This window comes from Stenotrophomonas sp. PvP093 (assembly GCF_017876915.1).
GTDB classification, from domain to species: domain Bacteria; phylum Pseudomonadota; class Gammaproteobacteria; order Xanthomonadales; family Xanthomonadaceae; genus Stenotrophomonas; species Stenotrophomonas muris.
In genome coordinates, this window is record NZ_JAGIOX010000004.1 from 689,790 (window position 1) to 702,350 (window position 12,561).

Here is a 12,561-nt window from a genome sequence, read left to right on the forward strand (position 1 = left end):
GATTGCGCCAGGACAGGCTTGGGGTCACTTCCCCAGCGTGACCTCATCCAGCACCCACATCGCCGGGCGCGTGTCGCCGGTGAAGTTGATGCACAGGTCACCGGTGCCCTGGGAGCCCTTCGGCAGCGTCGCACGCAGCGTCACGAAGCCATCGGCATCCGGCGTGGCCGGCAGCGGCACTTCGGCCAGCACCTTGCCGCTGCAGTCGCCGCGACGCACCAGCATCTCGCCATGCGCACGCTTGGCCTTCTCGAAGCGACGCTTGGGCTCGTCGTGGGCCAGCTGGAAGTAGTACGGAATACGCCCCGCGCGGACTTCCACGCTGCCGATGCCGTCCAGCAGTGCCTGTGGCCAGCGCCAGCATGGCTGGAAGATGTCCACGTTGAACACTGCGCGGTTTCCCTCGCGCGGGCCATCGTCTTCCAGGCGCAGCACCAGCCCCTTCTTGCCTACGCAGCTGAGCAGTTCGTCACTGCGGCGGCTGAGCAGCGATTGCGCACTGAAGTCCGCGACCGTCGGCTTCGCCGCCAGCATCTGGCCCTGGTAGAACGCGGCGGCCTGCACCGTGGTCGGCAGCGTACTGGTCAGCGGCTGCTGGTACAGCGGCGACTGCGCCGTCACCGGCTGGCCATCGGTGCTGTAGCGCACCTCATAGCCCAGCGGGTTGGCCAGCGACACGGTCACCGTGTTGGCGGCGCGGTTGTCGGTGTAGTCCACGCCCACTTCGAACGGGGTCTGCGCGTAGGCCAGGCCCCAGGCGCGGTAGCGTTGCAGCTGCGCGGGCAGGCGCGCGAGGAAATCGCGGAAGTCGCGATGCTCCGGCCTGCTCCAGCCGGTCTCGGCCACCGCGGCCAGGCGCGGGAACAGGTTGTGCTGCAGGCGCGCATAGGTGCGCGTGTGTTCGGTGAACATGTTGGCCTGCAGGCCGAGGATGTGCCCGCGCTTGTCAGCGGCCAGCTCGGCCGGCACGGGCTCGAAGTTGTACAGCTTGCCGAGGTTGACCTGGGCCGGGCGGCCCGGCGGTTCGTTCGGCGAGGCCGTCTGCAGGTAATCCAGATAGAGGTAGCCCACGGGCGACATGACCACGTCATGGCCAGCACTGGCCGCGGCCAGGCCACCTTCGGTGCCCTGCCAGGACATCACCGTGGCCTGCGGCGGCAGCCCGCCTTCAAGGATTTCATCCCAGCCGATCAGGCGCCGGTCGTGCTCCTCCAGGAAGGTCTCCAGGCGCTTGATGATGTGGCTCTGCATGGCCATTTCATCCTTGATGCCCAGCGCACGCATGCGCTGCTGCACCTGCCTGGAGGCTTCCCACTGGTCCTTGACCGCCTCGTCGCCGCCGACGTGCACGTACTTGGCCGGGAACAGTTCGATCACTTCCTCCAGTACGTTCTCGAGGAAGGTGACAGTACTGTCTTCCACGTTGAACAGGTTCGGGAACACGCCCCATTCGCTGAGCGGCTTCAGCGGGGTATTGATCGAACCCAGTTCCGGGTACGCGGCAATCGCCGCGGTCGCGTGCCCCGGCACATCGATTTCCGGAATCACCTGGATATGCAGCTTCGCGGCATAGGCAATCACTTCGCGGATCTGGTCCTGCGTGTAGAAGCCGCAATACGGATGCTCCTTGCCAGTGCCCGGATCGGTGCCACCGTCGCCGGCCGGCAGGCGGCAGCTGCCCACTCCGGTCAGCTTCGGATAGCGCTTGATCTCCATGCGCCAACCCTGGTCATCGGTCAGGTGCCAATGGAAGGTGTTGAGCTTGTGCGCGGCCATTGCGTCGAGCACGCGCTTGATCTCGTCCAGGCTCTGGAAATGCCGCGCCGAGTCGAGCATGAAACCGCGCCAGCTGAAGCGTGGCGCGTCCTGGATCTGCACCGCTGGCAGCACGCCGTTGCTGCCGCCGGTGGCGAGCTGGGCGAGGGTGGTTGCGCCGTAGAACAGGCCGGTTTCGTTGCCGGCCTGTACCACTACGCCCTGTGCGGTGCTTTCCAGCGTGTAGCCCTCGCCGCTGTCGCGGAAGGTGGGCACGATCTGGAAGCGGATGCCACCGGTCCTGGCCGCCGCCTTGCCCTTGGCCAGCCCCAGGCGCGGGCCGCCACTGCGCGCCAGCAGGTCGGCGAACTGGCTGGCGACGCGCTGTGCGGCCTCGCCTTCGGCCTGCAGCACGGTATCGGCGCGCACGGTGATGCCGCTGCCCTGGCCAGGCTGCACATTGCTGGGGGCGGGAATCAGCATCAGGCTGCCGGCACGCAGCTGCGGGCCGGGTGCCTCAGCGGCCGGCATGGGGTCGGTGGCAAGTGCCGGCAGTGCCGGCAACAGGGCGAGCAGGCTGCCCAGCAGCACTGCGCTGCGCATCCGGGCGCGGGAAGGCTTGACCATCGGTACGACTCCTTGGAACGGTGCGATGAACGCTATACATGAAAAACGCCGGGCCCGGAATGACCCAGGCCCGGCGTGCGTGCACGACTCGGCGATGTTGCCGCCGCTGGATCAGTACTTGAAGCGGAAGTTGAGGTAGTACTGGCGACCGTTGCTGTAGAACGAGGTCGGGATGGCCGCGGTCTGGTAGTACTTGTAGGTCGGGTTGTTGAGGTTCAGGCCATCCAGGGTGATGCTCAGCCAGTCGGTGGCCTTGTAGCTCAGCGACGCCGACAGCGTGCCGAAGTCATCCTGGTAGTACGGATTGGTGCCCGACAGGCTGATCAGGAACGAGGAACGGCGGGTATAGCTGACGCGGGCGCCAAAGCGCTCGTTCTCGAAGTAGGCACCCACGTTGTAGGTGTTCTTCGAGGTGCCCAGCAGGTTGTGCGAGCCGTCCGACCAGGTGTGCGAGGTGGTGCCGTTGGCGTAGGTGTAATTGGCATTGACGCCGAAGTACTCGCCGATCGGCTGTTCGTAGGCCACTTCCACGCCGGTGACCTTGCCGTCCGCATTGATCGGGGTGGAGATCTGGTAGGTCTCAAGCTGGTTGGTCAGTTCGCTGTACAGCTGGCGCGAGACCACGTCGAAGGCGATGTAGTCCTTCAGGTCCATGTGGTACGCGCCCACCGACAGCAGGCCGCGCGGCATGAAGTACCACTCCAGGTTGGCGTCCAGGTTGGTCGACAGGGTCGGCTTGAGGTTCGGATTGCCACCGCCGCCGGTGCGGTTCAGGTCCGAACCGTACGAGGAGGCACCCAGTGCCGAGTAGTCCGGCAGGGTCTGGGTCTGCGAGGCGGCGACGCGCAGCACCAGCGAGTCGTCCAGGTCGAACTTGATGTTGGCGCTGGGCAATACGCGGTTGCGCTTGTTCTGGAAGGCCAGGCGCTCCCACATGCCGAACAGGCTGCTGACATCGGCATCGGCGGCCTTGCTGACGGCGTTGTAGGTGTCGATGTCCTGCTTGATGTTGACGTAGCGCAGGCCGACGTTGCCGCTCCACCAGTCGCCGCGGAAGTTGGCCTGCACGTAGCCGGCGAAGTTCTTTTCCTTCACCTTCCACTCGGCGCCATAGTTGTGGCGACCGGTCGGGCCATCATTGCCGGCCAGCCAAGTGGAGTTGTTGGTCACCGCGTCCTTCAGCGCGCCCGGGGTGAAGTACCAGAGGTTGCGCGGGAAGGTGCCGCCGATGTCACCGGCAAAGCCGCTGGGATAGTTGGCCGTCGCGCCGTTCTTCAGCGCGCTCCAGATGTCACCCGGGGTTGCACCTTCCGGCGACAGCGCTTCGCGCTTGTGGTCGGCGAAACGCAGGCCGAAGTCGATCGAGCTCAGCACGCCGCCATCGTTGAAGTACTGGTTGAAATCGAGCGTGGCCCACTTCTCCTTGTCTTCAGCGGTGACCTGCTGGTTGCCCCAGGTGCCGAAGCTGGTCACGCCGTTGGGCGAGATGTCGCCGCCGACGTTCCAGTCGATCGGCGAGCCATTGCCGTGGGTAGCCCAGCTGGCGCCGCCGCCGTTGGCCAGGGTGACCTCGGCGATGTACTGGCGCGGCGTCTCGCCGGTACCCTTGGTGCTGCCGGCCTGGAACTTGGCGGTCAGGCTGTCGCTGATCTGCCAGTCGGCATCGAAGGTGACATAGCTCGACTTGGCCTTCGACTCGCGGTAGATCATGTCGTACACCGCATAGTCGGTGCCGGGCACGCCCTTGTAGTTGGCGTTGGTCAGCACGCCGTCCTTGACCACATAGCCCGGATCCGGCGCCTGCGACTTGGCGAAGCTGTTGCCGAACATCATGAAGTTGCGGTTGTAGTTGTTCGCCTTCAGCTCGGAGCTGAAACCATTGAGGCCGAGGGTGAGGCTGTCGCTCGGCTTGAACTGCAGCGAGACCAGGCCGCCCTTGCGCTCGCGGGTCTGTTCGAACAGGGTCGAACCCAGCAGGCCCGGAACGTTGACGCCGATCAGGTCCGGATTGGTCTTGGCGACCGGATCGTTTGCGCCGATCTTGAAGAAGCCACCCGGGATTTCCTGCGCTTCACGGCGCAGTTCGCGCTTCTGGCTGAAGCCCTGCACCATCACGCCGAAGGTGCCTTCGTCGTTCTTGTAGTTGAACAGCGCCGAATATTGCGGGTCGTTCGACTTGGCCTGGTCCGAGCGCACCAGGCCGATCGAGCCTTCCGCGGTGAACGGCTTGGAGAATTCCAGTGGCTTGCGGGTGATGATGTTGACGGTACCGGTGGTGCCGCCGTCCTGCAGCTTGGCCTGCGAGGACTTGTTCACTTCCACCGAGCTGACCAGTTCGGACGGCAGCAGCGAGTAGCTGACGCTGCGGCCGACGTTGTTGCCCTGGCTGAGCACGAACCAGTCGGCCGAACCGACGGTGTGGCCGTTGATCAGGGTCTGGGTCAGGCTCGGGCTGGTGCCGCGCAGGCTGACACGGTCGGCTTCGTCGAAACCGCCTTCATCGGCGCTGGACGAGCTGATGTTGACGCCCGGCAGGCGCTGCAGGGTGTCGGCGACGTTGTGCGCCGGCAGCTTGCCCACGTCCTCGGCGGTGACCACTTCCACGCGCGCATTGGCTTCGCGCTTGGTGTCCAGCGATTTTTCCATCGAACCACGGATGCCGGTAACGGTCACGGTGTCCAGGTCGGTGGCGGTCGGGGCAGCCTGCTGCGCGTGCGCACTGAAGGCGATGCAGCTGACGATGGCGGCCGAAAGCAGGGTCTTGCGGGTATTCATGATGTCTCTCCTCATCACTCGATTGGATGCCGGCGGCGGTGTTCGATAACGGTTGCGATGACATGCGCGGGGCGGCGGCGAAGTCCCGTGCGTTGGCGTGCCACGTACTGCGTGCTGCGATTGCGTTGAAGCCTGTTGCGGTGTCAGGCGGCCGACTGCTGCTGCAGGTACCAGCTGGCAGCGCCGACCACGCCCAGCTGGCCGTGTTCGACGACCTTCACCGGGATGCGTGCCAGTGCTTCGCCCATCGGCCCCTTCTGCAGGTAGCGTTCGACGAAGGTGCTGGCGTGCAGGTATTCGCGGATCTGCGGCAGGATGCCGCCGGCCAGGTAGACGCCACCGTGGGCACCATAGAACAGGGCCATGTCGCCGATGGTGCTGCCGAGCAGGCCGCAGAACACATCCAGCGCCTGGCGCGCGTGTGCATCGGTATCGGCCATGGCGGCGGCGGTGACCGCATCGGGGCTGGCCAGCGTCGGTGCCTGCCCCTGCAGCGCGCACACCGCGCGGTACAGGTTCATCAGGCCCGGGCCGGAGATCGCATGTTCGATCGACACGTGCGCGCGGTCGCGCTGCATGTGGCGGACGATGGCCATTTCCAGTTCGGTGCTGGCCGCCAGGGTCGGCTGGCCGGCTTCGGTCGGCAGGACCACCGGACCATGCGCAGTGGGGATCCACAGCGCGGCGCCGAGGCCGGTGCCGGGGCCGACCACCAGGGTCGGGCCACGCGTGCCGGTGTCCGGCCCGCACAGGTGCAGCACGCCGCTGGCGTCCACCTGCGCAGCGGCATAGGCCACCGCTTCGAAGTCGTTGACGATGTAGACCCGCTGCAGGCCGACATCGGCCTCCACCTGGCGCGCCGACAGTGGCCACGGCAGGTTGGCGGTGATCACCGTGCCGTCCTCGCGGGCGTAGCCGGCGCTGGCAACCACGCAGTGCGTGGGGCGTGGGCCTTCGCCCAGGAAGTCGGACAGGATCGCGCTGAGACCGGCGTGGTCGGCGTTGCGGTACTTGCGGTATTCCAGCACCTGCACCGGATGGGCGGCATCGCCGCTGGCCTGGACCCGGGCCACGCGCACATGGGTGCCACCGACGTCGGCGGCCAGGAACGAGGGCGCGACGCGGGACAGGACATGGGCCGGGGCGGGGTGGCTGGCGGTCACGCGGGCTCCTGCTGCAGGTGGGGCCGGCCCCGGGATCGGGAGCGGCGATTGGGCCGGAGTCTGTAACCGCGCTGACAACGATGTCAACGAGTTCGTGGCACTTTCGTTGCTGCGCCGCAACGAATGCGCCACGTGGTAAACGTTTACATGGCGTGAATGCGGGATTCACGCGGGAACCGTTGTGCCATGGGGCTCAAGCCGCGCAGCGCATTCAGCGAGATGCACGGCGACTGCCTTGCGCAGTGCAACATGAGGCGCAGGGGGCGTCGGACGGAAGTTGACAAACCGCCGTTGTCCATCGAAAGAATGTGACAACGTTGTTCCCAGCCACTCTCCGACGCCGCGTTCTGCGGCCGTCGCCGCAGGAGCCCTCCTGATGTCCGCCGTCCCCGCTGCAAGCGCGCGCCCGAACGTGGCCACCTCCATCGCCATCGTCGGCGTGCTGTTCTTCCTGATCGGCTTCTTCACCTGGCTCAACGGCCCGTTGATCACCTTCGTCAAGCTGGCCTTCGAACTCAGCGAGGTCGGCGCCTTCCTGGTTCTGATGGTGTTCTACCTGTCCTACTTCTTCCTGGCCCTGCCGGCGTCGTGGATCCTGCGCCGCACCGGCATGAAGAAGGGCCTGAGCCTGAGCCTGCTGGTGATGGCCGGTGGTGCCGCCCTGTTCGGCGAATTCGCCACCCAGCGCTGGTACCCCGGCGCACTGGGCGGCCTGTTCGTGATCGGCAGCGGCCTGGCCCTGCTGCAGACGGCCATCAACCCGTACATCTCGATCCTTGGGCCGATTGAAACGGCGGCACGCCGCATCGCGCTGATGGGCATCTGCAACAAGATCGCCGGCATGCTGGCGCCGGTGCTGATCGGCACCCTGGTGCTGCATGGCATCGGCGACCTGGACAAGCAGGTGCAGGCCGCCGACGCGGTCACCAAGGTCGCGCTGCTCAACGAATTCGCCGCCAAGATCCATGCGCCGTACCTGGCGATGGCCGCGCTGCTGGTGGTGCTGGCGGTGGCCGTGCTGTTCTCGCCTCTGCCGGAGATCAAGTCCTCCGAAGCCAATGCAACGCCGTCAGGTGCACCAGGAACCGCCGAGCGCCGCAGCATCTTCCAGTTCCCGCATCTGTGGCTGGGCGTGCTGTGCCTGTTCGTGTACGTAGGCGTGGAGGTCATGGCTGGTGATGCGATCGGCACCTACGGCCACGGTTTCGGCTTGCCGCTGGACCAGACCAAGATGTTCACCTCGCTGACGCTGGGTGCGATGTTGGCCGGCTACGTGGTCGGCCTGCTGGCGATCCCCGGCCTGGTCTCGCAGTCGCGCTACCTGACCATTTCGGCAGTGATGGGCGTGGTGTTCTGCCTGGGCGCCTGGGCTACGCACGGCTACGTCTCGGTGGGCTTCGTGGCGCTGCTGGGCTTTGCCAACGCCATGATGTGGCCGGCCATCTTCCCGCTGGCGATCCGCGGCCTGGGCCGCTTCACCGAGACCGGCTCGGCCCTGCTGGTGATGGGCATCGCCGGCGGCGCGATCATTCCGCAGCTGTTCGCCGTGCTCAAGCAGCACATCGACTTCCAGCTGGTGTTCGTGCTGCTGATGGTGCCGTGCTACCTGTACATCCTGTTCTATTCGGTGGTCGGCCACCGCGCCGGCCTGCCGCAGGACAAGGTCTGATCGGCGATGATGGACGGCAGCCAACCCCAGGGAAAACCGATGCGCAGAGCGACCATCAAGGACGTTGCCGAAAAGGCCAAGGTCTCGCTGAAGACGGTATCGCGGGTGATCAACAACGAGCCCTCGGTGATGCAGGCCACCCGCGCGCGGGTGCTGCGTGCCATCGCCGAGCTGGACTACGAGCCCGATCCTTCCGCGCGCAACCTGCGCAGCGGCACCACCTTCGTGATCGGGCTGGTCTACGACAACCCGAACCCGTACCACATCATCGGCGTGCAGAACGGCGTGCTCGCCGCCTGCCGCGAGACCGGGTTCGGCCTGCAGATCCATCCCTGCGATTCCAGTTCGCCGCTGCTGGCCGATGAACTGGCTGACTGGGTGCAGCGTTCGCGCCTGGCCGGGCTGGTGCTGACCGCACCGATGTCCGAGCGCCGCGACCTGATCCAGGCGCTGACCGCGCGTGGCATCAAGCTGGTGCGCATCATTGCGGCCACCGAAGATCCGGCCGACGGTGCCTGCGTGTTCGTCGACGACCGCGAGGCCGCCTACGAGATCACCGAACACCTGATCCAGCTGGGGCACCAGCGCATCGGCTTCCTCTGGGGCGGCAGCTCGCACCGCTCCTCGGGCGAACGCTATGCCGGTTATGAGGCCGCGTTGAAGGACTACGGCATGACCGTGGACAAGCACCTGGTGGTGCAGGGCGACTACACCTTCGACGACGGTTTCCGTGGCGCGCGCCGCCTGCTGGCGCTGCGCGAACCGCCTACCGCCATCTTCGGTTCCAACGACGAAATCGCTGCCGGCGTGCTGGCCGCCGCCAAGTCGGCCGGCATGAACGTGCCCTACGACCTGTCCATTGCCGGTTTCGAGGACAGCCCGTTCTCGCGCCAGTCGTGGCCGCCGCTGACCACCGCCAAGCAGGCCACCGAAGACATCGCCCGCCATGCCGCGCGCCTGCTGATCGCGCAGCTGCGCAGCGACGCCTACGACGATGCGCCGGCACCGCTGCACAACCAGGGCTTCGTGCCGCAGCTGGTGGTGCGCGGTTCGACCGCGCCGATGCGCCCGGCCGGCGCACGCCCCCTTCCTTCCGATCCTGCCTGAGCCTGCCATGTCGCTGTCAGACCCCACCGCTACCCTGATGTTCGCCGAGGCCGCTGAAGCGGCCGACGTGGTTGCCCGCCAGTTCTCGCGAAACCACGCCACCCTGGAAACCCTGGCCGCCAGCCTGCGTGCCGCGCCGCCGCCGTTCGTGGTCACCTGTGCACGCGGCAGCTCAGACCACGCCGCCACCTATGGCAAGTACCTGCTGGAAACCCAGCTGGGGCTGGTGGTCGCGTCGGCCTCGCCATCAGTGGGCTCGGTCTACGCCGCACCATTGCAGCTGCGCGGCGCACTGTTCATCGTCATCTCGCAGTCGGGCAAGAGCCCGGACCTGCTGCGCAACGCCGAGGCGGCCAAGGCCGCCGGCGCGCGCGTGATCGCGCTGGTCAACGTCGAGGATTCACCGCTGGCGCAGTTGGCCGACACGGTCATCCCGCTGCATGCCGGCCCCGAGAAGAGCGTTGCAGCGACCAAGAGCTACCTGGCCTCGCTGGCCGCATTGCTGCAGCTGGCCGCGTACTGGAAGCAGGACAGCAGCCTGCGTGCGGCGCTGGACCTGCTGCCGGACGCGATGCGTGAAGCCTGGCAGTGCGACTGGAGCGCGGTGACCGAGGGCCTGGTCGAGGCCACCAACCTGTTCGTGCTCGGCCGCGGCCTGGGCCTGGGTGCGGCGCAGGAAGCGGCGCTGAAGTTCAAGGAAACCTGCAGCCTGCACGCCGAAGCCTACAGCTCGGCCGAGGTCAAGCACGGCCCGATGGCGCTGGTCGGCCGTGGCTTCCCGGTGCTGGCCTTCGCCCAGCCGGACGAGACCGGCGCCGGTACCCGTGCGGTGGTCGATGAATTCACCGCACGTGGTGCGCAGGTGTGGATGGCCGGTGCCGGCGGCAACCTGCCGGTGGCCGCCGCGCCGCATCCGCTGTGCGCACCGCTATTGACCGTGCAGAGCTTCTATCGCGCCATCAATGCGCTGGCGCTGCGCCGTGGCTTCAACCCGGACCTGCCGCCGCATCTGAACAAGGTTACGGAGACGGTGTGATGGCGACGGTGCTGCGCAATGCCCGCATCCTGGCCGGCGATGAGTTCCGCGACGACCTGGCGGTGGTGATCGAGGACGGTCGCATCAGCGCGCTGCTGCCCGATGCCGCGCCGCAGCTGGGCCACGCGGCCGAGCAGGTGGACCTGGGGGGCGGCTGGCTGCTGCCCGGCTTCATCGATGTGCAGGTCAATGGCGGCGGCGGCGCGCTGTTCAACAACACGCCGGACGTGGCGGCACTGCGCACCATCGCGCAGGCGCACCGCCGCTTCGGTACCACCGCGATGCTGCCGACGCTGATCAGCGATGACGTGGCGGTGATGCGCGAAGCCATCGGTGCAATGCGCGAGGCCATCACGCAGGGCGTGCCGGGCGTGATCGGCATCCATCTGGAGGGGCCGTACATCGCGCCGGCGCGCAAGGGCACGCACGATGCCAGCAAGTTCCGCGTGCCGGACGAAGCGGAGATTGCGCTGGCCGCATCGCTGGATAACGGCGTGACCCTGCTGACGCTGGCGCCGGAGCGCGTGCCGCTGGAGACCATCCGTGCGCTGGTCGAGCGTGGCGTGATCGTCGCTGCTGGGCACACTGCAGGCACCTACGAAGAGATCCGCGCCGGCCTGGATGCCGGCGTGCGCGGCTTCACCCATCTGTACAACGCGATGTCGCCGTTGCAGGGCCGCGAGCCCGGCGCGGTGGGCGCTGCGCTGGAAGACCGCGACAGCTGGATCGGCATCATCGTCGATGGCGTGCATGTGCACCCGGCCAGCCTTCGCGTGGCGTTGGCGGCCAAGCCGCGCGGTCGCCTGCTGCTGGTGACCGATGCGATGCCGCCGGTTGGAGCCGACGATCCCAGCTACGTGCTGTATGGCGAAACCATCACCGCCATCGATGGCGTGGTGCGCAATGCCGCCGGTTCGTTGGCCGGCTCGGCGCTGGACATGGCCACCGCCGTGCGCAATACCGTGCAGCTGCTCGGCCAACCGCTGGCCGAAGCGGCGCGCATGGCGTCGACCTATCCGGCGCAGTTCCTCAACGCCGACGACCGCCTTGGCCACATCGCCGAGGGCTACCAGGCCGACCTGGTGCTGCTGGACGACGCCCTGCAGGTCCGTGGTACCTGGATTGCCGGACAGTACGAGGCCGCCTGATGAACAGTATGCCGCCACGCCGTCTGGGCTCGATCGATGCCCTGCGCGGCATCACCGTGGCGGCGATGCTGCTGGTCAACAATCCGGGCGACTGGAGTGCGGTGTTCGCGCCGCTGCGTCACTCGGAATGGCATGGCTGCACGCCCACCGACCTGGTGTTCCCGTTCTTCCTGTTCCTGGTGGGTGTGTCGATGGCCTTCAGCGTGGCACCGCGCGCGCTGGATGCCGCTGCACGGCCAGCATTGGCGCGCGGGGTGCTGGAGCGTGCACTGCGCATCCTGCTCGCCGGCGCGTTGCTGCACCTGTTGATCTGGTGGGCGCTGCATACCCATCACTTCCGCATCTGGGGCGTGCTGCAGCGGATTGCGGTATGCGCAGCGTTGGTGGGTGTTCTGGCGGTGTATGCGCGGCCGCGCGTGCAGGCTGGCGTGCTGGTCACGCTGCTGGTGGGCTACACCGTGCTGCTGCTGGGCATCGGTGATCTGGCGCCATGGACCAACCCGGCCAGCCGCCTGGACACCACGCTGTTCGCACCGTGGATCTACCAGTGGCACGCCGATACCGGACTGGGCCATGACCCGGAAGGATTGCTGAGCACGCTGGGTGCGCTGGCCAGTACCGTGCTCGGCCTGATTGCCGGTGGCCTGCTGCGCAACGGTCGTGCGGCGGCATTGGCTGGCCTGGGTGTGGCAACCGCCGTGCTGGGGCTGCTGCTGGCCACGGTGCTGCCGTTGAACAAGCAGCTGTGGACGCCCAGCTATGTGCTGTGGACCGGCGGCCTGGCCGCGCTGGCGCTGTGGCTGGGCCACGTGCTGATCGACCAGAAGGGATGGCCCGCACTGGGCCGCCGTTTCGGGGTCAACGCAATTACCGCCTATCTTGGCGCATCGGTGATGTCGGTGGCGCTGATGGCGACCGGCGCGTGGGGCTGGATCTGGCAGCAACTGGCCGCCGCGATGCCGCACGCGCTCGAGCTGGCGTCGATGCTGCAGGCGCTGGCGTTCGTCGCGCTGTGGTGGGGCGTGGCGTGGTGGCTGGACCGGCGGAAGATCTATCTGAAGATCTGACGGCTCCGGGTCGGATCCCTTTCCGCAGGAAAGGGCTCTGACCCAACCCGGGAGGCCACCTCATCCAGGCATGGGCATGACCCCGCAAAGATGAACGATTTCAGGCACGTAGAGGTGGGGTGATGCCCGATCAGGTTCGCATCTGAACTGTGATGATCGGCACGCAAATTCACCTGCCGAAACCGTTCACCATGGCGCAGACTTCGCTCGCAGT

The 12,561-nt window shown here is 67.0% G+C and carries 8 protein-coding genes; 5 read left to right on the forward strand and 3 right to left on the reverse strand.

Annotated features, from left to right (window positions below; translation table 11 throughout):
* Positions 1-24: 24 nt before the first annotated feature.
* The 3 genes from J3A72_RS05900 to J3A72_RS05910 form a co-directional block, all read right to left on the reverse strand.
* Complete coding sequence (locus J3A72_RS05900) at positions 25-2,382, reverse strand: family 20 glycosylhydrolase (protein ID WP_075076090.1); 2,358 nt, start codon at positions 2,380-2,382, stop codon at positions 25-27.
* A gap of 111 nt (positions 2,383-2,493) precedes the next feature.
* Positions 2,494-5,157 carry a TonB-dependent receptor gene (locus J3A72_RS05905; protein WP_075076091.1) on the reverse strand — a complete coding sequence of 888 codons (2,664 nt, stop codon included), beginning with the start codon at positions 5,155-5,157 and terminating at the stop codon, positions 2,494-2,496.
* Between the two features lie 143 nt (positions 5,158-5,300).
* Positions 5,301-6,320: a glucokinase family protein gene (locus tag J3A72_RS05910; RefSeq protein ID WP_049439954.1), complete on the reverse strand. Its 1,020-nt coding sequence runs from the start codon at positions 6,318-6,320 to the stop codon at positions 5,301-5,303.
* A gap of 376 nt (positions 6,321-6,696) precedes the next feature.
* On the opposite strand from J3A72_RS05910, the gene J3A72_RS05915 reads away from it, so the two are divergent.
* Genes J3A72_RS05915 through J3A72_RS05935 form a run of 5 tightly spaced genes read left to right on the forward strand, consistent with a single transcriptional unit; the run spans position 6,697 to position 12,347 of the window.
* Positions 6,697-7,989 carry a sugar MFS transporter gene (locus J3A72_RS05915; RefSeq protein WP_032957346.1) on the forward strand — a complete coding sequence of 431 codons (1,293 nt, stop codon included), beginning with the start codon at positions 6,697-6,699 and terminating at the stop codon, positions 7,987-7,989.
* A gap of 39 nt (positions 7,990-8,028) precedes the next feature.
* Positions 8,029-9,096, forward strand: coding sequence for a LacI family DNA-binding transcriptional regulator (locus J3A72_RS05920; protein ID WP_005411045.1), 1,068 nt, complete (start codon positions 8,029-8,031; stop codon positions 9,094-9,096).
* Between the two features lie 7 nt (positions 9,097-9,103).
* A complete protein-coding gene (locus J3A72_RS05925) occupies positions 9,104-10,132 on the forward strand; it encodes an SIS domain-containing protein (RefSeq protein WP_014648419.1) in 1,029 nt (342 codons plus the stop codon).
* Entirely contained in the window at positions 10,132-11,280 is a 1,149-nt protein-coding gene (gene nagA, locus J3A72_RS05930; protein WP_075076092.1) for an N-acetylglucosamine-6-phosphate deacetylase, read from the forward strand. Before J3A72_RS05925 ends, nagA begins: the two co-directional genes overlap by 1 nt.
* Positions 11,280-12,347, forward strand: a complete 1,068-nt coding sequence (locus J3A72_RS05935) for a heparan-alpha-glucosaminide N-acetyltransferase domain-containing protein (protein WP_075076093.1) — start codon at positions 11,280-11,282, stop codon at positions 12,345-12,347. The genes nagA and J3A72_RS05935 overlap by 1 nt, the downstream gene beginning before the upstream one ends.
* Positions 12,348-12,561 lie beyond the last annotated feature (214 nt).

Bases quoted from the DNA above. Each gene is read 5' to 3' on its own strand.
- J3A72_RS05925 (WP_014648419.1), top strand. From the start codon at position 9,104: ATGTCGCTGTCAGACCCCACCGCTACCCTGATGTTCGCCGAGGCCGCT.
- nagA (WP_075076092.1), top strand. From the start codon at position 10,132: ATGGCGACGGTGCTGCGCAATGCCCGCATCCTGGCCGGCGATGAGTTC.
- J3A72_RS05935 (WP_075076093.1), top strand. From the start codon at position 11,280: ATGAACAGTATGCCGCCACGCCGTCTGGGCTCGATCGATGCCCTGCGC.
- J3A72_RS05915 (WP_032957346.1), top strand. From the start codon at position 6,697: ATGTCCGCCGTCCCCGCTGCAAGCGCGCGCCCGAACGTGGCCACCTCC.
- J3A72_RS05920 (WP_005411045.1), top strand. From the start codon at position 8,029: ATGCGCAGAGCGACCATCAAGGACGTTGCCGAAAAGGCCAAGGTCTCG.
- J3A72_RS05905 (WP_075076091.1), bottom strand. From the start codon at position 5,157: ATGAATACCCGCAAGACCCTGCTTTCGGCCGCCATCGTCAGCTGCATC.
- J3A72_RS05900 (WP_075076090.1), bottom strand. From the start codon at position 2,382: ATGGTCAAGCCTTCCCGCGCCCGGATGCGCAGCGCAGTGCTGCTGGGC.